The following is a 21,505-nucleotide window of genomic DNA, read 5'->3' on the forward strand; positions in this document are numbered from 1 at the left end:
CGCGTCGGCTCTTGTTACGATAACGCCGCCGCGGAAAGCTGGTTCGCCATCCTGAAAGCGGAGATCGGGACAACCGTGTGGGAGACCCGCGAGGCTGCCCGGGCCGACGTCTTCCGCTATGTCGAGGTCGAGTACAACCGCAGCCGGCACCCCGACTACGGGTACGTCACCCCGCTCGAAACGAGATCCCTGCTCAGGCAGAACCTCACCTCAGCAGCGTAAACACCCGCTGTCCAGTGCGCGGGGGGAACTTCAACAACCGGCTCAAAGGCTTCCGCGGCATCGCCACCAGATACGACAAGACCGCCACCTCCTACAAGGCAGCGGTAAGTCTCGCGTCATTCCTGCTCTGGGCAAGATCCGTTTGAAGACGGACCCTAGTTCCCCTGGCGTCAGGAAGTGCGCGTACTGCCTGCCGGAGCGGCCTGTCAGGAGGTGCGGCAGGTGTGCCTCGTCGACGTTGATGTACCAGACCCAGTTGACTCGGCGCGAGCCTTCCTCCCGTTGCCCCTCGGGCCCGGGCACCACGTAGCACAGCATCTGCATTCCGTCGGCTCCGAAGAAGGTGAACCGGCCGGCAAGCAGGTCCAGCAGGTGGTCCGGAAGCGCGGATTCTGGTTCGAGGCCGCGCCAGGCCACATATCCGGCGTAGGTCGGGCGGGAGGTGGCGTCGAGCAGTCTGCGGGTCATCGAGCCGATGCCGTCAGCGCCGACCAGGAAGTTGCCCTGGGCTGTGTAGCCGTCGGTGAATTCGGCGGTGACCTCGCTTCCGTCGACCCGCACGCTGTTCAGTGCACTGTCCAGGCGGTAGCAGACGGGGGCGAGTGGTTCCCGCAGCGTGTTGTAGAGGGTGTCCCAGGCGGTCATCAGCTGGGGGGCTCGTACGGCCGCCGATCTGCCGTCGGCGTGGAGGCCTTTGCGTTCGAGCAGTTCGACGCTGACCGACGCGGCCGTCACGCCGAGGCGGTCGAGCAGTGCCTCGACCTCGGGCTGCATGACGATGCCCGCGCCGCGTGCCTGTGTGTGGCCCGCCGATCGCTCGTAGACGGCGACGTCGGCGTCGACGGCGCGCAGTTCGTGCGCGGCCGCCAGTCCTCCGACGGATCCGCCGATGACCAGGGCTTTGACAGCGTGGCTGGGACGCATCATGTACCTCGGGAAGGAAGCTGGATTCCCAGGAACTGGCGGGCGTTCGTCTCGAGCGTCGCGGCGTCGAGGCCGTTGTCCAGAAGGAAGCGGACGGGATTCGGCTGTGCCATGTCGAAGGGGTAGTCGCTTCCGCACAGGATCCGCTCCCGCGAGGCGCGGGCCGTCAGGAGCCCGAGTACGTCAGGGTCGTGGGTGACGGTGTCGAAGTACAGCTTGGCGAACCCTTCGGCGGGCGGGTGGGTGCTTCCCTGACGGACGTCTGCCCGTGCGTGCCAGCCGTGCTGCCAGCGGCCGATCAGTGTGGGTGCGCATCCTCCGCCGTGGACGAAGCAGATCCGCAGGTTCGGCAGTTCATCCAGGACGCCGCTCAGGAGCAGGGAGGCCACGGCGGTGGTGGTCTCCACAGGGTTCCCGATCAGGTTGGTGAGGTAGAGGTCTGTCCATTCGGGCCTGGGCAGTTGCATGGGGTGGACGAGGACGGCGAGGTCCAGGCCGCAAGCGGTAGCCAGTACTTCGCGCATGGCTCCTTCGCCGTAGGACTGGCCCTGGACGAGGGCCGGGACGGCGACGCCTGCGATGCCGTCCATGGCCGTCAGCCGGGTCATCTCGCGGCGGGCGGCGTCCACGTCGTCCACGCGGGTCAAGCCGAGCCCGGCCAGCATGCCGTCGCTGGAGGAGACGGCTTCGGCGAGCCGGTTGTTGTAGGCCGTGATGTACTCGTCGGCCTCGGACGGCCCGTAGACGGGGAAGGCGAAAGGGGGCGCCGACAGGACGCGGGCCCCCAGGCCCGCCGCGAGGGTGTCGGCGAGGACCGCTTCGATGTCGGTCATCGCCTCGGTGGCCAGGAACAACGGGTGGTCGCCGAGGAAGAGCTGGCCGTCGCGGTCGTTCATCCCGCCGGGCACCGTGCCCGGCGGTAGGGCGAGCAGCTCACGGGGCAGCCAGTGCGCGTGGACGTCGATGACTCCGGCGCGGACGCTTCCCGGTGCGGCCATGTCTTCTCCTCAGGTCGCGGCTTCCTGCTGTTCCTGGGCGGCGCGCAGGATGGCGCGGCGGATGGGTTCGTAGCCGGTGCACCGGCAGACGTTGGATCTGACGATGTGGTCCACGCGCTCGGGGTGGTCGCCGAGTGCGGGGTCGGCGTCCATGGCGCCGGCGGCCACCATGAGGAACCCGGGGGTGCAGAAGCCGCACTGCAGTGCGTGCTCGGCGGAGAACGCGCGCTGCAGTGCGCTGGGTTCACCGTCGGGTCCGGCGAGGCCTTCCGCGGTGCGTACGGAGCTGCCGTTGCACTGCACGGCCAACATCAGGCAGGAGCGGACCGCGGCACCGTCCACGAGTACCGTGCAGGCACCGCAGACACCGTGCTCGCATCCCAGATGGGTGCCGGTGAGGCGGCAGTCCTCACGGAGCACGTCGGCCAGGATGCGCCGGGGTTCCACGTCGAGGGCGTACTCCTCGCCGTTCACGGTGAGGGTGATCTCCATCAGCGCGCTCCCTTGGACTCGTCGACACGGGACCTGTGGTCGTTCGCGGCCTGGGACAGCGTTCTGGCGACGACCACGGCGATCGCGTGCCGCCGGTAGGCGAGGTCGGCGTACGGCTCGGCGACCGGGTCTGCGTCCTGCTCCGCGGCGATCCGGCCGGCGCGGGCGAACGGATGGGTTTCAGGCAGCTGGTAACCGTCGGTGGGCGGGCCGAGTTCGGCGCCGGTCAGGGCCTGCTCCGCGGCATGCGATCGCAGCGGACGGTCGGCGCAGTTGACCAGTCCGATCCTTGCTTCGGCGATCACTCCGTCCTGCACGGTGAGGACCGCGGCCACGGCCACCTGCGCGAAGCAGAAGTGCGTGCGCCGGTGTTCGATGAAGCCGACGCCGGTGTGTTCGGCGAGCAGCGGCCACCGCACGGAGGTGATCAGTTCTCCTGGCCGGCGCTCGGTCTTGAGCGGTCCGTGGAAGTAGTCGTGGGCTGCGACGGTGCGCGCTCCTTGTGCGGACCGCAGCTGGATGTCGGCGTCCAGTGCCATGGCGATGGCGCACCATTCGGAGGCGGGGTGTCCCCAGCCGAAGCTGCCGACCATCGTTCCCCGGGACCGGATGGGCGGGTGGGCGATGTTGACGACGGCGCAGGCGAACAGCGAACCGAGCGGACCCGGTACGGCTTGTGCGGACTCGAAGACCTGGTGCCTGATCAGCGCGCCGACGTGCAGGGTGTTGTGCATGACCCGCATGTCGTCGAGTTCGGGGATGCGGTTGATGTCGACGACCAGGTCGGGGCGGATGCGTTCCAGGTGCATCTCCAGGAGCAGGCTCTGTCCGCCGGCCAGGACCTGGGCCTTGCGTCCGTCGTCCAGGGCGTCGACGGCCTCGGCGACGGTGTGCGGCGCCGTGTAGTCGAAGGCAGCGGGCTTCACCGGTTCTCCTCCAGCTTCGGGGCGCGGGCCGCCCGCCAGATCACGTCCGGGGTGAGCGGCATCTGCAGCAGGTCCGGGTCGGCCGGCTGGAGTGCGTCGACCACGGCGTTGACGATCGCCGCCGGCAGGCCGATACAGCCCGATTCCCCCGCGCCCTTCGCGCCCAGCGGAGAGCTGGGGCTGGGGGTGCAGGTGTCTTTGATCTCGATCGGCGGCACCTCGGTGAACGTGGGTAGCAAATAGTCCAGTAGCCCGTTGCCGAGCATCGGTGTGCCGGCCTCGTCGTAGGGGATCCCCTCGTACAGCGCCTGGCCGATGCCCTGGAGGGCGGAGCCGAAAGCCTGTGCGTGCACGATGTCGGGGTTGAGGACCACTCCGCAGTCGTCGACGGTGACGATTTTCAGCAGTTCCACGGTACCCAGTTCCGGGTCGACCTCGGCCACGGCGACGTGGCTGCCGAACGGGAATGCCATTCCGGTCTCGAACCGGTCCTCCACCCGCAACGGCCCGGTGTGCTTGACCAGTTCACCCAGGTCCATGAGGGATTCGTCGGCGGAGGCCTGCACGGTGCCGCCCGACCACTCCACCTGGTCGAGCGGCAGTTTCCACAGGTCCGCGGCCCGGCTGCGAGCCTCTTCGACGACCAGCAGGCAGGCGTGCTGGAGCAGCGCTCCGGCCACCTGCGCGGTGCGGCTGGCGAAGGAGCCGAGTCCTTGCGGCTGTTCGTCGGTGTCGCCCTCGATCAGCCGGACGCGGTGCTCGTCGATACCGAGGAACTTGGCGACCAGCGCGGGGAAGACCGTCTCGTGACTCTGGCCGCTGGATGCCGCGCCCAGCCGGACGGTGACGGAGCCGTCCGCGGTGACCTCGATGCTGCCGAATTCATGCAGTCCGCCCGGTTCTCCGCCCGAGCGTTCCACGTAGCAGGAGATGCCGATGCCCAGCGGTTTGGCTGTCGAGTCCGTGCGGCGCCGGGCCTGTTCGGCCCGCCATGTGTCGTAGCCGACACTCTCCAGGGCCAGGTCGAGCGCGCGGGCGTATTCTCCGCTGTCGTACTGGCGGCCGGTGGGCGTCTCGTACGGGAAGCTTTCCGGCGGGATGAAGTTGCGGCGCCGCAGTTCCGCGGGGTCGATGCCCAGGCGCCGGGCCAGTGTGTCCATGGACCGCTCCAGGGCGATCACTGCCTCGGGGCGGCCCGCGCCCCGGTAGGGGTAAGTCAGCATGGTGTTGGTGAGGACCGAGCGCAGTGTCGCGTGGACCTGCGGGGTGGCGTAGGGGCCGGTCGCCATCCAGGCGGTCTGCATCGGCAGGCCGACACCGAGATGGGGGTAGGCGCCGATGTCGGCGTCGATGTTCAGTTCGTAGGCCAGCAGTCGCCCGTCGGCGTCCGCGGCGAGCCGGGCGTGCTGGTCCTGTCCCCGGCCGCGCGTCGCCACCATCATTGATTCCAGCCGGTCCTCGATCCAACGCACCGGGCGCTGCAGCTTCACCGCGAGGAAGGCGACCACCACGAACTCCGGGAAGGCGGCGCTCTTCGAGCCGAACGCGCCTCCGGTGTCCGGGACCACTACACGGATCCGCTCCTTCGACCAGCCCAGCAGGGCGGCCAGTTCCCGGCGCAGCCTGTGCGGCATCTGGTGTCCGGCCCATACCGTCAGCCGGTCCCCCTCGGGGACGGCGAGGATCGTTCTGCACTCCATCGGCATCGGCATGAGCAGGTTCTGCCGGTACCGGCCCTCCACCACCGCGGCGGCCTGCTGCCACACACCGTCGTCGATCGGCTGCCCGGCCTCCCCCCGAAGGGCGATGTTGCTCAGTCCGTCGAACAGACGGACCGAATCCTCCGCCGCGGCCGAGGGGGTGACCACCGCGGGCAGCGGATCGACGTGGAAGGTGACCTCCGCGGCTCCGTCCTCGGCCAGATAGCGGTCCTCACCCAGGACGACCGCGACCGCCTCGCCGGCGTACCGTACCCGGTCCTTCACCAGTGCCGGCCACTCGCGGCCGACCACTGCCTCGTCCGAGGAGAGTTTGGCGAGCACGGTGTGCGGCACCGGCGGCAGATCCTGCAGGGTCGCGCCTGCATGTGCACACGCCGGCAAGTCGGAGAGATCCGCCGCCGACCAGGCGCCCGCCACCCCGGCCACCTCGCGCGCCGCGGCACAGTCCACGTCGCGCAGCGCGCCATGACCGAGCTTACTTCTCACGAACACGGCATCGAGGCATCCAGGAACGTCGATATCAGCGACGTACCGGCCGTTCCCCGTCAGCAGCCGTGCGTCCTCGCGTCGCGCCCATTGATCCACAATTGCTCCCCTGTACTTGTGCGCTTGCGGTCTGGCAGGCACCCACCATGGACGGTTCTGCTTGGCAGGCGCTCTTGCACGCAGGCCGCCGCCGGGGATGAAACAACACAAAATGGCACCCTCGCGTGGCGTTTAACCCTAATCGCCGATGAAAGAGGGCGCGGGTTGAGCGATGAGGCGGGCGTGTCGCTTGGGACGGCTCACCGTTCGGTCACTTGTAAAATTCGAGGACCTGATGCCGCCCCTGTATTGCAGGCCCTTCGGCTGGTTCAGCAGACCCCGACCAGCATCGCTCGTCGGACGCGCTGACGCCGAAGGTTGCCCCGGACAACCTGACCCGCCCGGCACACACAAAAAGCCCAACGGTGGCAGCCTTCTCGAAGACCGCGGACTCGAACCAGCGTCGCCCTTGAACATCGCCGACTCGAACCCGGCGTCGTCCTCGAAGGTTGCCGAGTCGAACCAGGTCCACACTGCCGGCCGATGGCGCCACCCCGCACGCTGGCACCGCCCCGCACCGACCTCACCCCCACCGACATCCCTCACGTCACGGCTCTGTGAGTCGTTGGCCCGGGCCGGATTCCACGCACCGTGCTTCGCCCCCTGTCGACTTTGCAGGACATCTGCGACTATCTGCCAATGGTGTCGACAGAGATCGTTCGGCACTGCGCTCGTCAGTCGGCGAAGCCGTTGCCCACCTGGCCTCGCTGACCCATAGGGAACTCACCTTGGCCTTCGAGCAACTCGGCATACCCCAGGTGCCAGAGAGCGCTGGGAACAAGCGTGAGCGGATCGAAGAGAGCTTCCGCCAGGTTCCCGATAGTGAGCTACCCCAGCTCGCACAACGTGCCATGGACCGCAGAAGTCTCCACTTGAGTCCCTCGGTCCGCTTCCACCTCGATGACCGGCTGTGGGAAGAGAACGACCCACCCGAGATACCCAAGAAGATCCGCCGTGAACTGGCGCGCGCCCTCACCCTCTCGGAGCTGCGGGACTTCGCCGGACTCCTGACACCTCGTGCAGAAAACACTGAAAGGCTCTCGCGCTGGATCAACCAGGTCCGTGCAGCCGACCTGCCTCACCTGCACGCTTTCACCCGCGGCCTGCACCGAGACCACCATGCAGTGAACGCCGCACTCACACTTCCCTACAGCAACGGCCTCACCGAGGGCGTCAACACCAAAACCAAGCGGATCGCGCGCCAGATACACGGACGAGCAGGATTCACTCTCCTCCGCCACCGCATCCTCCTCGGATAACAGCGCGCTCGGTCACCACCGAAAGTGAGACAGGGCCAATTTAACGGCTGACCTTGGTTGTTGAGTGGTCAGTTGTTGCTCGGGGTCAGGCGGCCCTCTGTGCGGAGTTGGCGTCGCGGCGGCCGAGGAGGCCGGCGAACAGGGCTCGGTAGATCGTCCGGGCAGGCCCGCATTGCCGCGTCGTGAGCATGCTCGCGGGCCAGGTAGCGGGCGATCTGCTGCGGTGACCATGGGAGCCCACTCGGCCCTGAGCTCTCGCCAGCAGGTCAGGCGACGGTGTCGCCGGTCCCGGTGCCCGCAAGGCGGAGGTGGTGGTCACGGGCGAGGAGGAGGTAGCTGCTCGCGGTCCACGTGTAGGCGCGGTCACGCAGGCCGGTGCCGGTCAGGGCGTCGAAGTTCTCGGCGAAACCATGGGTCTCGCACAGGGCGCGGAAGCGGGCGCTGATTTCGTCCGCCAGCCGGAGGTGGCCGGCGCGGCGCAGGCCGTCCTCGATGAGGACGGTGGCGGGGGCCCAGATCGGGCCGCGCCAGTAGCCGTCGGCCCGATAGTGCGGGGAGGTGGTCAGCTCGGTGGCGAGGCCGTACGGGGTCAGGTGGGCCTTGATGCGGTCGGCCAGCGCGCTGGTGACCTCGGCCGGCAGGTGTTCACCCAGCGCGATGGGCATCAGGTCGAGGAGACTGGCGCTGCTCCAGGTCTCCCCGGTCCCGGCCGAGCGCGCGACGAACCTCTCTCCGGTCCAGAGCTGGTCGAGTAGCGCCGCCTGGATTTCCTCGGCTGCCCCGACCCATCGGCTCGCCTCGTCCGGTCTGCCCAACTCTCGTGCCAGCGACTCGAGTTCGCGGAGTTGGAGGACGAGGAAGGCGGTGAGGTCTGCGGTGACGACCACCCGCCCGGGGTCGAAGGTGGTGGCGTTGTCCCACCCGCTGTCGTTGCCGTGCTGGTAGTAAGGCAGTTCGGCGCCGGGCGCGCGCCTCACCGTGAGCCAGAAGCCGGTCCAGCGCTCCAGGCGCTCGTATACTTCGGTCAGTTCGGCCCGGCTCAGGTGGGTTGGCAGACTGCCACGCAGGTGGCGGAAGGCCCAGCCGTGGATGGGCGGCTTGACGAAGTTGTAGAGGACTTCGGAGTGGGTGACCGAGTCCGGCAAGGCGCCGCTCTCGTCCTGGTGGTCAAAGGGCAGATGGAACTGGTGCCAGGCCAGCTCGGGCGCACCCGGCGCCAGGGCGAGTGCGTTGAAGCAGTGGTCCCAGCTCCAGACCTTGTCCATCCAGTGCTTGGACATCAGCACGCCGGGCCGGGTGACCAGGCCCTTCGCCGCCACGGTCGCGGACCAGACGACGTAGGCTGCGAGTTCGGCGGCGGGGGTGGCTTCCGAACGCCAGGGCGCCACCGCGTCCACGAAAGCCGTGAACGCTCCCTGGGCGGCCGACGCGATGTCGTCAAAGGACGCCGAGGATGCGTAGGGCGGGCGAGCGGTGTCGAGTTCCTCGACCGCGACCTCCCAGTCGCCGTCTGCCTCCGCTGTCACCGTGACACCGCGATCGCTACTGCCCAGGGCCTGGTCTCCGGGCGCGTCCGCGAGGGTGCCGGACAGTACGGTGACCCGGTAGCGGCGGCCAGTCTCGTACGAGGTGAAGACGTGCGCGTTCGCGGCCGGATCGTGGAAGAAGTACGTTCCGCTGAACGGGGTGAGGGTCCGTACGGCGGCGAGGACGCCGAAGCCCAGGCCGCTGCCCCGAAGGCGTACGGCGTCCGGGGCTTCATAGGCGAGCTCGACGCGCCCGCTCTCGCCGACCCAGCTGAGCAGGCCCGGTATCGCCTCGACGCGGGTCTCGGCCCGCCCGCCTCCCACCGGTTCCAGGGGGACCAGACGCAGGACACCGTGCATGCCGTTCTGGTGCGAGACGAGGTGGAGGTCCTCGGCATACGTCTTCTCCGCGATCACGGGCGAGATGTCGAACCAGGACCCGTACGTGCTGAACGGGATGTCGTGGACGGAGAATGCCGGGCCGGACAGTGCGGCGGTCATGTGGTGTGACTCGTTTCTCGGTCAGGGGGTTCCGGCCGGCTGGCGCGGGAGGGCGCCGGTCGGCGTGGCAGCTCCGGGGACTCAGTCCTTGACGGCGCCGGTGGTCACGCCGGCCGCCACATAGCGCTGGGCGAGGACGAGAATGACCGCGGCGGGCAATGACGCCACGACCGCGGTGGCCATGATGGCATTCCACTCCTGGTTGTTGTTGCCGATGTAGTGGTAGATGCCGAGGGTGATCGGCTCCCGGGCGCCGCCGTTGACCAGGGTGTTGGCGAAGACGAAGTCGGACCAGGACCACAGGAAGGCGAACAACGAGACCGTGACGACGGCGTTGCGGCTCATCGGCAGGACGATCGACCAGAAGGTCCGCGGCGCCCTCGCTCCGTCCATCTGCGCGGCCTGGAGCAGCTCGCCGGGTATACCCGACATGAAGGCGGTGAAGATCAGCACCGCGAAGGGGACGGCCAGAGTGGAGTCGGCGACGATCAGGCCGGGCACGGACTGGAGCAGGCCGAGCTGGAGGTAGACGGCGTAGAAGCCCATCGCCATGATGATCCCGGGGATCATCTGGGCGGCCAGCAGGACGAAGCTCAGCAGGCCGCCGCCGCGCGGGCGCAGCTTGGCCAGGGCGTAGCCGGCGGGCGCGGCCAGGACCACGGTCAGCACGACGGTACCGAGGGCGACCACCAGGCTGGTGCCGAGGTAAGGCAACTGCTCGCCGAGGACGGTGCGGTAGCCGGCCAGGGTGCCGTGGGTGGGGAACAGGTCCGGCGGGCTCTTGCGCATGTCCTGGTCGCGGGTGAGGGACACGTTGATCATCCAGTAGACCGGGAAGAGCATGACCCCCGTCAGCAGCAGGCCGACGGCCGTCTTCCAGCCTGTCTTCGTGACAGCGTCCGTTCTCATGACAGCGCCTGCTTTCGCTGGACACGGACGTAGATCAGGACGAACACCAGAGCGGCGACCACGAGCAGGTTGCCGACGGCCGCACCCGGGCCGAAGGCCGGCAGGAGGTTGCCGAAACCGAGCTGGTAGGACCAGGTGGCGAAGGTGGTCGACGAGTCCGCCGGGCCGCCCTTGGTCATGATCCAGATGATGTCGAAGACCTTGAGGGTGTATACGAGGCCCAGCAGCAGCGTGATGGCGGAGACCGGCCGCAGCAGCGGGAAGGTGATGCGCCAGAAGCGCTGCCAGGCGTTCGCGCCGTCGAGGGCGGCGGCTTCGTGCAGTGACCCGGGGATGGACTGCAGACCGCTGTAGAGCACCACCAGGTTGAAGGGGACGCCGATCCAGATGTTCGCGATGATCACCGAGGTGAGCGACCAGGACGGCGAGGTCAGCCAGTTCACCGGCCCGATGCCAACGGCGTGCAGAACGGCGTTGACCACCCCCGAGTCGCTGTTGAGCATCCACGACCAGGTGGAGGAGGAGACGATAAGCGGCAGCAGCCAGGGGACCAGGAACAGGGCCCGGAGCGTGGCCGAAAGCCGGAAGTTCTGGTTGAAGAAGACCGCGAGGGCGAGCCCGATGGCGTACTGGAAGACCAGGCATACGGCGGTGAAGACCGCGGTGTGCAGCAGGGCCGGCGCGAAGACCGGGTCGTCGAAAGCCTTACGGTAGTTCGCCAGGCCCGTGAACGGCGCGTCGCCCTGGACGAAGGAGCGGACGGTGTAGTCGCGCAGACTCAGGTCGAGGTTGCGGTAGAGCGGATAGGCGTAGAAGAGGGCGAGATAGACGGTGACCGGGGCGAGGAAGCCCCAGGCTGCCCACTGCGGGGAGGCCGGACGGCGCCGATCTCGCGCGGCTCGGGTCGAGGCGGCGACCGCCCCGACCCTGTCGAGCGCGGACCGGCGGTCCGAGAGCTGTTTCGTGTCGTTCATCTGCGGACCGCGAATCCCTGGTTACTTGACGGCCGACTGCGCCTCGGACAGCGCATCCTTGGGCGATTTGGAGCCGCTGAGAGCGGCCTGGACGGCCTTCCACATGTGCTCGGAGATCTTCGGGTACTTGGTGCCCAGGTCGTCGCTGGTACGGCCCCTGGCCGCCCGGACCGCGTCGGCCCACGGCTTCAGGTCGGCGTTTGCGGCCACCTGCTTGTCCTGGACTTCACGGGTGGGGGCCACATAGGACAGCGTGGTGTCGGTTTTGTAGAGGGCATCGCCGCTGGTCAGGCAAGTGACCAGCTTCTGGGATGTGCCGTAGCGGGCGGAGTCGTTCTGGACCGGGATGGTTACGAACTCGCCGCCGGTAGGGGCCGCGGCGTTGCCGCCCTCGGCGGCGGGGATGGGAATCACCCCGTAGTCGAAGCCGGCCTTCTTGGCATTGGCGAGCTGCCAGGTACCGTTCTCGCTGAACGCATAGTCACCGCTGGCGAACTCCTGCCAGCTGGTGGTCTGGGTGTTGTTGAGCACCGAGTTCGGAGCGTAGCCGTTGTCGAGCCAGCCCCTCCACAGGGACAGTGCGGTGACGCCCTGCGCGGAGTCGAGTGCGGTGAGCTTCGCACCCGAACCCCAGAACCACGGCAGGAACTGGAAGCTGCCCTCCTCGGTACCGATCGCCGAGAAGGTGATGCCCTTCTTGCCCGCCTTCTTGACCTTCGCCAGCGCCGCCGTCAGCGACTCCCAGTCCTTGACCGAAGAGGCGTCCACGCCGGCCTTCTTCAGCACCTCCTTGTTGTAGTAGAGGGCCAGGGTGTTGGCGCCGATCGGTGTGCCGTACGTCTTGCCGCCGGACTGGCCGGCCGCGAGCAGGTTGGCATCGGTCTTGGAGGTGTCCAGCTTGTTGTCGTCGGCCGTGGTGAGCACACCCGCCTCGGCGAGGGTCGACACCACCGGATTGTCGACGATGAGGATGTCCGGGGAGTTGTCCTGCTGGGCCGCCAGCAGAGTCTTGTTGGCCAGGTCGCTGGTGTCGAAGGCCGTCCGCTTGATCTTCACGCCCGCCTTGGTGCCGCACTGGTCCAGCAGCTTCGCCCAGTCCGAGCCTTTGGCGAACTGCGGGTACGGGTCCCAGACCGTGTAGGTACCGCCGGCGGCGTCCTTCGATCCGGAGCTGTCCGAGCCGGAGGAGCAGGCGGTGGCGCTGACGGCCAGGGCCAGGGTCGTCAGGGCCACGGCGGTCAGACGGCGTTGTCTGGAGGTGCTGTGCATGGCAGGTCCTTTGCTTGTTAGCACGGGTGTGCCGTGACAGGGGGAGACGAGGGAAGGCCGGAGCACGCTGAAGGCGTCTGTGAAGGATGCGGGTGCTCGGAGCGCTGGAACGAGGTGTCCGTGAGCGTGGTGGGCGGTGCGCCCGTGGGTCGTGGTCGGGAGTGTGGTGGAGTCGGGAGGCCGGGCTCAGGCGGAACCAAGGACGGGCCCGGTGCTGGCCCGCAGGGAGATCGGCGGTGCGAGCAGGTGGTTCCGGGCCGAAGCGTCGGGGTCGTCGAGCCGCTCGACGAGGAGGTCGACGGCGAGACGGCCCATCTCCTCCGCCGGCACGTTGGCGGCGGTGAGCTGCGGAGTCACCGTCTCCGCCCACCGGCCGGCGACGACCCCGGTGACGGAGAAATCGCGCGGTACATGACGGCCCGCCTGGGCGAGCCCCCGGTAGAGACCACCGAGCGCGGCCTCGTTCAACGTGACCAGCCCCGTGGTGTCCGGGTCGTCCCGCAGGATCCGTTCCAGGCACGCTTGCCCCGACGCGGCGTCGTCCCCGCAGTTGTACGTCCGCACGCTCAGCCCACGTTCGGCCGCGGCCTTGGTGAAGCCGTCCAGGCCACGGTGCGCGGACTCGTATCCGGCCCGCAGCAGTTGCTCGGGACGATTGACGAAGGCGACCCTGCGGTGGCCTAGGTCTGCCAGGTGGTGGACGCACGCCTCCACCAGCGCGGTGTGGTCCAGGCCCACCCACCAGCCGCTCTCCGGGTTGGCGGTGCGGCCGATGGCGACAGAGGGAAAGCCCAGCTCGGCCAGGTGGTCGACCCGGTCGTCCGCGAGCCTGATCTCCATGAGGATGGCGCCGTCGACTCGCCGTTCCCCCAGCAGCCGCTGGAAGGAACGATCGCTGTCCACGCCACTGGGAGACAGCAGCACGTCATAGTCGTAGGCCGCGGCGGCCTCGACCACGCTGCCGATGAAGTCCAGCTGCATGCCGGTGTAGTGGTTGCCAGCCGGCGGGAAGACCAGGCCGATCGTGCTGGTCCGGCCGTTGGCCAGAGCGCGGGCACTGGCGTTCGGGCGGTAGCCCAACTCGTCGATGACCTGCTGGATCTTCCGACGGGTGTCGTCCGAGACCGGGCGCTTGCCACTCAGCGCGTAGGACACGGTGCTCCGTGAGACACCGGCCCGCCGGGCGATCTCACCGATGTTCACGAGGAACTCCTTCTTCGAACCGGTCCGACAGAACCAGCCCGCTCGTCGAACCGGTTCGCGTGAAGTGAAGTTAGGAACAAGCCGGACGGCTGTCAACACCGGGAACGGCACTTCTTGCAAAAGCACGACAACCCCAACGCTGCACGGGTTTAGCCTGCATCGCTCGTGTCAGAGGTATTGCTGCGAGATTTCCTCGGTGCTAGGTTCCTGCGAACCGGTTCGATGAAAGTGATCCTTCCGGAGACGGGAGTGGGCCCAGGAGGCTAGGAGGAACACAGCCTCGCCCCTGCAGCCCGGGCTGTGTTCCTCCTCGCCGAAGGGCAGGTCGACGCCGTCCTGGATCCTGCCGCGTCAGGCCTTTCGACGGGGCCCAGTTGGCCATCAGTAACGCTTCACCCTCCGGGTCGACGGTGCCGTGGACGAATGACCAAGAGGGCGTCCACTCCCTGCACCGAGTCGACCCGCGACCGGTCCGAGACGCTCGGTTGCCGGCCTGGGTCACCTAAGGGCTCGCAGAAAATCAAGGTGTTGCTTCCGGTGGTTTGGCTCGTTGACGTGGTATGGGCATACCGCAGGAGATTCGGGATCAACTCGCCGTGAAATTCCAGGTGTTGTTCCCACATCTGGACGAGCGGCAGCAGCGTCTGCTGATGGGAGCCGAGGCCCGTCTTCTGGGCCACGGTGGGATCCGGGCCGTTGCTCGGGCCGCCGAGGCCAGCGAGACGACGGTCCGGAAGGGGGTGGATGAGCTGGAGTCGGGAGGAGAGCCGCTGGGGCGGGTCCGCCGACCAGGCGGCGGCCGGAAGAAGGCCGCCGACCCGGATGCAGGGCTCCGGCCCGCGCTGCTGGCCCTGGTCGAGCCGGACATGCGCGGAGACCCGATGTCGCCGCTGCGCTGGACGACCAAGTCGACCCGCAACCTGGCCGGCGAGCTGACTCGCCAGGGACACAAGGTCAGTGCCGACACGGTCGGTGACCTGCTGCGGGAGGAAGGCTTCAGTCTGCAGGCCAACTCCAAGACCATCGAGGGCAAGCAGCACCCGGACCGGGACGCCCAGTTCCGCTACATCAACGAGCAGGCCAAGGACCACATCGACGCTGGGGACCCGGTGGTCAGCGTGGACAGCAAGAAGAAGGAACTGGTCGGCGAGTACAAGAACGCGGGGCGTGAGTGGCAGCCCACGGGCGACCCACTGCAGGTCAAGACGCATGACTTCCTGGACCGGGAGGGGCCCGGCAAGGCGATCCCATACGGGATCTACGACATCGCGGCGAACACCGGATGGGTCAGCGTCGGCACCGACCTGCGATCAGGAGGGTGTTGGAGCAGGCGTCCGGGAGTTCGGAGAACAGGTTCCGCATCTCGGTGGCGGTTTTGAGGTAGTAGCCGCTCCCCTGAAACCGGAACCGCTTGGGGTCGTCCTTATTCTTGCCCACTCCGATGCACAGCAGGTTGTCGTGCGCATCCGCGTGGTCCTCGTGCACATAGTGCGCGTCGTTCGTGGCCAGCAGCGGAATGTCCAGATCCCTGGCCAGCCGCAACAGGCCGTCGCGGACGTCCTTCTCGATGGACAGCCCATGGTCCATCAGTTCCAGGAAGTAGTTCCCTTTGCCGAAGATGTCCTGGTAGGAGGCGGCGACTGCACGGGCCTCGTCGTACTGGTTCAGCCGCAGCCGCGTCTGGATCGCGCCGGACGGGCAGCCCGTCGTGGCGATGATTCCGCCTGTGTGCTCGCTGATCAGGTCCATGTCCATCCGCGGCTTGCCGGCGGGGAACTGGCCGGTGTAGCTGGCCTCTGTCGACAGGTAGAAGAGGTTCTTCAGGCCCTGGACGTTCTGCGCCCACATCGTCATGTGCGTGAACCGGCCACCGCCGGAGACGTCCTTCGATCCCTCGCCGTCGTCCGACATGGCCCGCTGGCCGCCCGGCCCCCAGAACTCCTGCTTGCGGTTCCGGCGTGAGGACGGTGCGACGTAGGCCTCGATCCCGATGATCGGCTTGACGCCGTCGACGCCCTTGGACACCTGATGGAACTCGTACGCACCGAACATGTTGCCGTGGTCGCTCATGGCGACGGCCAGCATGCCCTGACACTCTACTTCGGCGAACATCGGCTTGAGCTTCTGCGCGCCGTCGAGCATCGAGTATTCGGTGTGATTGTGCAGGTGAACAAAGGAATCCGTCACCGGGAGGGCACCTCCGAGCAGTCGTGGGAAGGGCCTCACCCTAGACCCGGAACGATGATCAGTTCCGGCCCTGGGACGACCTCAAAATCGTCTCGGCCAAGCCCCGCCCGGGTGACCTCGCAGTCTCACGGAACGAAGTCGAAACGCGCGTCGGCGTGGCGGCACGTCGCGCGTCGATGGCGATCTTCATAGGACCGGCATAGCAAGGAATGCCGTAGCTGGGCATCATTGCGGCGATGCTGCCGAGTTCCCACAACGGTGGCCAGTTTCAACTGCCTTGGCGGTTGATCGGACACGGCTGGGCGGCGTACACAGACGAGTCCGGGCACAGGTTCGGACTCCGGATGGAAGGCTACGGTTTCAACGTGGAGCGGCAGCTGTGTGCGCCGCGGCGATACGGGCCACTGGTCTACGCCATCTCTGGCGGCAGGAGATCCCAGACTCGGTCGGCCATCAGTCCGGCAGGCACCGCGGCAAGTGCACTGGACTCCCACCCGTCCCACGTCACAGCGACGATGGCGGGCGCCCGCTCGAACGCAGTGGACGGAGAATCGCGGGAGCTATGCGTGCTTCGGCCACTGCATGACCATGGATATGGTCACTTCTCAGCGGCGTCGCAGCGACGGCACAGCCCGTTAGCGGTGCAGTTGTGCTCGGGGAAGGTTGTGCCAGACCGTGGGCGGCAGTGGTCCGTCAATTCGGCGTGATTCAGCTTGTTTCCGCCAACGGGCGGCATGTAGTCGGTGTATGCCATGGTCGGCACCTTCACCTTCCCCTGTCGATGGAACCGCTGCCGTCGTAGCGGCAGGCCGTGGAACGCATCGGCCCACACGATGGGTGTCCGTGGCCGTGGGGACGGCTCGAAGAACCCACAGGTCGCCGGTGCACCGTTAAGTCTTCGGGGAACGCGTCGGGCCTGAGTCACAGCTCGTCGGGGCTCGCTGCCGCCCGCTATGACCTCATCGGCGCCGCCCTTGGTGTCGAGATCAGGGAGTGAGGTCCAGGACGCGGACCGGTTGGCCGGTCCACCGGTGCGCGTCCGTCGTCGCGATGATCGCGCCGTCGGGTCGGTCGGGGGTGGGCTGTGCCGCGTACTGGCTGTGTGCCGCGGCCCATGTCCTGTGCTGTGCGAGAGCCAGGGCGGCTGCCAGGTCCAGGTCGAGGACGGTGACTCCGGGAAGGGAGACCAGATGTTCGGCTGTGCCGGGCCGGACGCGGTCGGCTTCCACCAGTGCACATGCCGGGGCATACAGGAACCAGTCTGCTTCGACGTGGGCGCGGTGGATCAGACGGGAGGCAAGGAAGTTGCCCTGGCCGGCCGCGGCCATCGCGGTCTCGTCCACGACGATGTGCATGGCGTCGCTCACTGGTCGCTCGCCCTGGCCAGGCGCCGGTCCAGCTCGTCGTCCAGGTTCCGCTCCTCCGTTGCGGTCGGAGCGTAGCCGTTCCACGACTTCAGCGCCGCCCGGGCCTGCGCCGCCCGTTCGGCCCGCTCGGCTGGGGTCAGCAGCGTCTCCGCCAGACGGGCAAGGTATGCGCGAAGCGAGAGCCCTTCCGCGGCCGCTACTGCGGCCAGCCGGTCTTTGGCTTCCTCGGGGATGCGGACGTTTGCGTCAGACATGATCGTGCTCCTTCCCATCTTCTTAGGATACGGGTACGGGTACGTACCCGTCTTGGGAATGTTGAGGCTCAGCTTTTTTGTCCAGCGAGAAGGAAACGACTGGCAGCGCTCTGTAGCCGTAGGCCACAGTGGTCAGCGGCGTAGTTCGGTGTCCTCCGGTGGGACACGTACCCCTCGCGGCACAAGCCGCGAAGCATATCCAGTGACTCATCAGGCGTCCTGCGAGGCGGCCCATTACCTGCCAGAACCGCGTCCGTGCCCGCGACCTCCCTCTCACTCAAGATCTTGTCACCGCCGCATCTCGGTGCCGGTCCACACCTCGCTCTGGACGGCGGCCATCCGCAGCCGCCATCGAATCTTCATGCCGTGCTGTCCCGCGGTGGGTGCTCACGCCCCTTCTCGCCACCACAGCGGCGGTCTTCTGAGGCTGCTTCCGCAAGCGCAGTCCAAGACCTGGGTGTGGGTCTCGCCCGACGAGGGTTCTCCAGCGAGTGCCCGGGCTGCTTCGGGCTGAGGTGTGAGGTCAGGTCGGGTTGAGGGGCATGATGCCGGTGCCCGTATACAACGCGGGCTCCAGGGACAGGACGGTGAGCGGCTCGCCCGCCTTCACCGCGTGCCAGGCGATCGCCGCCGCGTGAGCGACGGGCAGCTCCACCATTCCCCAGTCCATCGCATCTCTCGCGTGCTCCCCGGTGAAGGGAACACTCTCCGCGAAACGCAGGGACGCCGCATGCCGTCCCGCCCCCGTAAGCCGGCGCTCGGCGGCAAGGACGGACAGCGACGGGATGAGGACGCGGCCGGTGCCACGCGACGCTTCGATGTAAAGGCCGATGAAGAAGGGATCCGCACGGTACAGAGAGGCCAGAGCGGTGTGGTCCAGGACTGCCGTCAGGTTCACGCGGCGGCGCCGCCCTGATGCGCACGGATCTTCGCCCAGGCGTCCTGACCGGCGTGCTGGACCTGCTCGCTGTAGTCGACACCGAGCTCGGCAGCCGCCTCCACGGCACGCCGCTCCCTCTCGGCATCCGTGAGCTCACGGCTCGCAAGCTCCTCCAGGAGCTCGGTGATCGTGGTACCGCGCTCGGCAGCGAGGACACGCAGCCTGTCGCGTACTTCCTCACTCGTCTTGATGCTCGTGGGCCTGCTCATACCGCGATTCTACCGCCGGTAGAATTCCTGTGCAGGCCCTTCCACAGGAAGCATCGCCGCGGCCCCGCGCGATCTCACTCCCGCCGGCCGCTCGGCACCACCACCGTGGTGGCAGGACCATCCCCGCAGGCACGGGGATGCTCCCAACTCCGCCGGGCCGGCCGACGCCTCATCCGTCTGCTCCCCGCGCACGCGGGGATGGTCCTGCGACACCCGCTTTAGGAGTTCGATCACCGACCCATACGACGTCCGGCAACGCGCTCGTGAGGCTGCATTAGTTTCCGGGTCGTGGCCGCCCCTGTGCGCTCCGGTCCGTCGTCGTTGATGTCAACCGGTGATGTCAGGGGCAGCCGCTGCGCTCGCCGCCCTTGTGGTCTGTTCGGTGGATATTGGCGTGCCGTGCAGGGGCTGACATCCGGCCTGTCGTCACTGTGAGCGATAGCAGACGTGATTGACGTGTAGCTCTGGACCGGGGCTACCGCCCGAGAAGAAGGAGGCCCCATGGCAGCGTTTCGAGGCGCCTGTCTGCGCGGTGCAATCGCTGTGGCCGGCATGGTGGTGAGTTTGGTGGCTACGCCCGCGACGGCCCAGGCCGCGACAACCAACGTGCCCTGTGACCCGACCGCACTGAAGAACGCGATCACTAGCGCCAACTCCGGGGACACGCTGGTGCTGGCCCACAGATGCGTCTACAGCTACACCACGCCGGACAACGCCAACAACGCTTTGCCCGTGATCACCAAGAAACTCACCATCAAGGGACGCGACGCCACCATCCAACGAGATCCGACGACGGCAGCCCTGTTCCGCATCTTCGAAATCGACGGACCCGGGAACCTAGCACTCAACGATCTCACCGTACGCAACGGCAGCGTCCCGGGTACTGCTGGTGGCAACATCTTCGTCAATCCGGGTGGGACACTCAGCCTCACCCGTAGCGTTGTGACGAACGGCACCGCCACCGACGGCGGCAACATCTTCGCCAATTCGGGTGGGACCATCGACCTCACCCGTAGCGTCGTGCGGAACGGCACCGCCTTCGACGGCGGCGGCTTCTTCATTCTCGCCTCTGCCACCGTGCGGATCCGTCACAGTGCCGTCGGCTACAACACCTCGGCAGCGTTCGGCGCCGGCATCTCGAGCAGAGGCGACCTCACCATCGCCGACGGCACCACGATCAGCAATAACGCCACGGGCGGCGTGGGTGGCGGACTCGCCAACAGCGGCCCGGCGACGATCGAGGATTCCGAGATCTTCTCGAACAGCGCAGCCAGCACCGGTGGCTTCAGAGGTGGTGGAGGGATCTTCAACCTCAACCCCGGCAAGGTGAACCTGCACCACACCCGTGTGGAGCACAACACGGTCACCGCAACGGCGAACGCGCCGGGCGTGGGCGGGGGGATCTCGAACCAGGGAGTGGCCGCCACGGTGACGATCGACGGCGGAAAGATCGGACACAACTCGGCCCAGGGGACCAACGCCCAGGGTGGTGGCGTCTACAACGAGGGCACGCTGAGCACCAAGCGGCTTGAGATCGAACACAACACCTCCACCGGCACGGGTGCCCAGGGCGGTGGTCTGACCAACAACGGTGGGATCGCCACGCTCACCAGCAGTCAGGTGGAGCACAACACCAGCAGCGCCCCTCCCGGCGGAATCAACAACAAGTCCGGCACGGTGGCCCTGAACAACAGCAAGGTGAAGCACAACAAGCCCACCAACTGCGCCGGCAGCGCAGTCTCGGTGCCTGGCTGCGTGAACTGACCAACCGGATTAACCCACCGCCTTCCCCAGCTCCAATCCCGTCCGCCCGTCGACCCACACACCGTGGAGCGGGCGTGGTCCAAGGCGTCCAACTGGAGCGCGCCACTGTACGTACCACCTGGACGTCATGGACCACGTCTGCTCGGCTCTGCCTGGGGCGATGGCGGACGGGATGGGAGCTCCCGCGCACCCCCTACGGCCCGCAGTCGGGAACGGTGCCCCCTCCATCCCGGTGCCGGTCGATCCCCCGCCGGAGGCATTGCCTTGACCATGGCCTGCTCTATGCGGGTGATCGACTCATGGCCTCCGGCCCTATCCATGTGTGGGCGCGCGGAGGCGCAGCCGTGGCGGAGCGGAGCGGGCCGGAGGCAGGAGCGACGCCCCGAGCGGAGCCGGTGACGCGCCCGGCGAAGCCGCGGCTGGTCGCCGCCGACGCTCTTTGCCGTGGAAGCGGCCCCCGCACGGACCATCTGGCACGTGAGTGGCACGGCGTCCCCCGACAGCCGAAAAAGATCAAGGCCCAGGCACCCGGATTCACACCGGCTGACCTGGGCCTTGTTCGTGTCCTGAGACTGGTGGGCGCGGACGGTTTCGAACCGCCGACATCCGCCTTGTAAGGGCGGACGTGGCCGGTGGCAAGGGTGCCCAGGTCAGTCCGGCTGTCGCGCCAGTCCAAGCGAACGGCGCATCTCGACTGCGGCAAGCCGTCGTTGACCGTGGTTGACCGCACGATGTGGCACGGCTGTGGCACGGGGACCGCTTCGTCCCGAACTATGGGCACGACGGTCCCTGAGGTCTGCTCGGCTGATTACACGGTCGGATATGGCTGCTGACGGTGAGGGGCCTCGCGGTTTCCGGACAGGCGTCTGACCATCTATTTCACGCGGCGATTCGCAACTTCTCGTACTCGGCGTGGACTTCGCGCGGAGGGCGGTAACCCACGGCCGAGTAGAGGCGTTTGCGATTGTACCAGAATTCGATGTAGCGAGTGATGTCCTGCCTGGCGGCCTCGCGGGTCAGGTAAGTCACCCTCGATACACGCTCGTTCTTCAGGGCGCCGAAGAATGTTTCGGCCATGGCATTGCCGAAACAGATCCCGGTGCGACCGGAAGATCTGCGAAGCTCGAACCGGTCGAGCGTCTTTCCGAACTCGGCTGACATGTAGTTGGCGAGTTCAACCCAATGCCACTTAGCTTGCGTTGATCTTGACCAGCGGGGCTGGTGAGCGGGGGCTATCGTCCTGCGCATGCCGGAGGTTGAGGGTGGGGCGGGTGT

Annotated in this window: 17 protein-coding genes and 4 pseudogenes; 5 read left to right on the forward strand and 16 right to left on the reverse strand. The window is 67.5% G+C overall.

The features are described from left to right. Together ABZV34_RS33045 and ABZV34_RS33050 are read left to right on the forward strand one after the other, a co-directional pair. Nucleotides 1-222, forward strand: a 222-nt coding sequence (locus ABZV34_RS33045) for an IS3 family transposase (protein ID WP_356284941.1), incomplete at its 5' end; no start/stop codon positions are given. 29 nt (nucleotides 223-251) lie between these two features. Then, nucleotides 252-368: pseudogene (locus ABZV34_RS33050) on the forward strand (IS5/IS1182 family transposase); the annotation flags it as partial. 283 nt (nucleotides 369-651) lie between these two features. Here ABZV34_RS33050 and ABZV34_RS33055 read toward each other — a convergent pair. The 5 genes and pseudogenes from ABZV34_RS33055 to ABZV34_RS33075 form a co-directional block, all read right to left on the reverse strand. Then, a pseudogene (locus tag ABZV34_RS33055) lies at nucleotides 652-1,149 on the reverse strand (FAD-dependent monooxygenase); the annotation flags it as partial. Continuing rightward, on the reverse strand, nucleotides 1,146-2,144 hold the full coding sequence (locus ABZV34_RS33060; protein ID WP_356284944.1) for an amidohydrolase family protein: 999 nt from the start codon (nucleotides 2,142-2,144) through the stop codon (nucleotides 1,146-1,148). The pseudogene ABZV34_RS33055 and the gene ABZV34_RS33060, both read right to left, overlap by 4 nt. A 9-nt stretch (nucleotides 2,145-2,153) precedes the next feature. Then, nucleotides 2,154-2,636: a (2Fe-2S)-binding protein gene (locus tag ABZV34_RS33065; protein ID WP_356284947.1), complete on the reverse strand. Its 483-nt coding sequence runs from the start codon at nucleotides 2,634-2,636 to the stop codon at nucleotides 2,154-2,156. Then, a complete protein-coding gene (locus tag ABZV34_RS33070) occupies nucleotides 2,636-3,562 on the reverse strand; it encodes an FAD binding domain-containing protein (protein WP_356284950.1) in 927 nt (308 codons plus the stop codon). Before ABZV34_RS33070 ends, ABZV34_RS33065 begins: the two co-directional genes overlap by 1 nt. After that, nucleotides 3,559-5,910 carry a xanthine dehydrogenase family protein molybdopterin-binding subunit gene (locus tag ABZV34_RS33075; RefSeq protein WP_356284953.1) on the reverse strand — a complete coding sequence of 784 codons (2,352 nt, stop codon included), beginning with the start codon at nucleotides 5,908-5,910 and terminating at the stop codon, nucleotides 3,559-3,561. Before ABZV34_RS33075 ends, ABZV34_RS33070 begins: the two co-directional genes overlap by 4 nt. Before the next feature lie 809 nt (nucleotides 5,911-6,719). Between ABZV34_RS33075 and ABZV34_RS33080 the strand changes: the two genes are divergently transcribed. Beyond that, on the forward strand, nucleotides 6,720-7,127 hold the full coding sequence (locus ABZV34_RS33080) for a transposase (RefSeq protein ID WP_356284984.1): 408 nt from the start codon (nucleotides 6,720-6,722) through the stop codon (nucleotides 7,125-7,127). Nucleotides 7,128-7,393: 266 nt separating this feature from the next. On the opposite strand, the gene ABZV34_RS33085 is transcribed toward ABZV34_RS33080, so the two are convergent. From ABZV34_RS33085 to ABZV34_RS33105, 5 genes are all read right to left on the reverse strand, one after another. Then, nucleotides 7,394-9,154 (reverse strand): trehalase family glycosidase, encoded by a 1,761-nt coding sequence (locus ABZV34_RS33085; protein WP_356284956.1) that lies wholly within the window; start codon nucleotides 9,152-9,154, stop codon nucleotides 7,394-7,396. An 81-nt stretch (nucleotides 9,155-9,235) separates the two neighbouring features. Beyond that, complete coding sequence (locus ABZV34_RS33090) at nucleotides 9,236-10,063, reverse strand: carbohydrate ABC transporter permease (RefSeq protein WP_356284959.1); 828 nt, start codon at nucleotides 10,061-10,063, stop codon at nucleotides 9,236-9,238. Beyond that, nucleotides 10,060-11,037, reverse strand: a complete 978-nt coding sequence (locus ABZV34_RS33095; protein WP_356284962.1) for a sugar ABC transporter permease — start codon at nucleotides 11,035-11,037, stop codon at nucleotides 10,060-10,062. The genes ABZV34_RS33090 and ABZV34_RS33095 overlap by 4 nt, the downstream gene beginning before the upstream one ends. Before the next feature lie 21 nt (nucleotides 11,038-11,058). Beyond that, on the reverse strand, nucleotides 11,059-12,306 hold the full coding sequence (locus tag ABZV34_RS33100; RefSeq protein ID WP_356284965.1) for an extracellular solute-binding protein: 1,248 nt from the start codon (nucleotides 12,304-12,306) through the stop codon (nucleotides 11,059-11,061). Nucleotides 12,307-12,492: 186 nt separating this feature from the next. After that, nucleotides 12,493-13,509, reverse strand: coding sequence for a LacI family DNA-binding transcriptional regulator (locus ABZV34_RS33105; protein ID WP_356284969.1), 1,017 nt, complete (start codon nucleotides 13,507-13,509; stop codon nucleotides 12,493-12,495). Nucleotides 13,510-14,069: 560 nt separating this feature from the next. On the opposite strand from ABZV34_RS33105, the pseudogene ABZV34_RS33110 reads away from it, so the two are divergent. Continuing rightward, nucleotides 14,070-14,813 (forward strand): annotated as a pseudogene (locus tag ABZV34_RS33110) (ISAzo13 family transposase); the annotation flags it as partial. Here ABZV34_RS33110 and ABZV34_RS33115 read toward each other — a convergent pair. The 5 genes and pseudogenes from ABZV34_RS33115 to ABZV34_RS33135 form a co-directional block, all read right to left on the reverse strand. Then, nucleotides 14,809-15,696 (reverse strand): annotated as a pseudogene (locus ABZV34_RS33115) (PHP domain-containing protein); the annotation flags it as partial. The pseudogenes ABZV34_RS33110 and ABZV34_RS33115 overlap by 5 nt on opposite strands. Nucleotides 15,697-16,682: 986 nt before the next feature. Further along, complete coding sequence (locus tag ABZV34_RS33120) at nucleotides 16,683-17,051, reverse strand: hypothetical protein (RefSeq protein ID WP_356284987.1); 369 nt, start codon at nucleotides 17,049-17,051, stop codon at nucleotides 16,683-16,685. A gap of 8 nt (nucleotides 17,052-17,059) precedes the next feature. Further along, nucleotides 17,060-17,317, reverse strand: a complete 258-nt coding sequence (locus tag ABZV34_RS33125) for a hypothetical protein (RefSeq protein WP_356284972.1) — start codon at nucleotides 17,315-17,317, stop codon at nucleotides 17,060-17,062. Nucleotides 17,318-17,840: 523 nt separating this feature from the next. Next, nucleotides 17,841-18,215: a hypothetical protein gene (locus ABZV34_RS33130; protein ID WP_356284975.1), complete on the reverse strand. Its 375-nt coding sequence runs from the start codon at nucleotides 18,213-18,215 to the stop codon at nucleotides 17,841-17,843. Next, the gene (locus ABZV34_RS33135; RefSeq protein WP_329529606.1) at nucleotides 18,212-18,466 is read right to left on the reverse strand and encodes a hypothetical protein; all 255 of its coding nucleotides are present in this window, start codon (nucleotides 18,464-18,466) and stop codon (nucleotides 18,212-18,214) included. The genes ABZV34_RS33130 and ABZV34_RS33135 overlap by 4 nt, the downstream gene beginning before the upstream one ends. A gap of 501 nt (nucleotides 18,467-18,967) precedes the next feature. On the opposite strand from ABZV34_RS33135, the gene ABZV34_RS33140 reads away from it, so the two are divergent. Continuing rightward, nucleotides 18,968-20,230, forward strand: coding sequence for a hypothetical protein (locus ABZV34_RS33140; protein WP_356284978.1), 1,263 nt, complete (start codon nucleotides 18,968-18,970; stop codon nucleotides 20,228-20,230). Between the two features lie 879 nt (nucleotides 20,231-21,109). Here the strand turns inward: ABZV34_RS33140 and ABZV34_RS33145 are convergent. Further along, a partial coding sequence (locus ABZV34_RS33145; protein ID WP_356284981.1) for an IS3 family transposase occupies nucleotides 21,110-21,505 on the reverse strand: 396 nt, incomplete at its 5' end.

It is taken from the genome of Streptomyces sp. NPDC005195 (assembly GCF_040608315.1).
Lineage (GTDB): Bacteria > Actinomycetota > Actinomycetes > Streptomycetales > Streptomycetaceae > Streptomyces > Streptomyces kaempferi.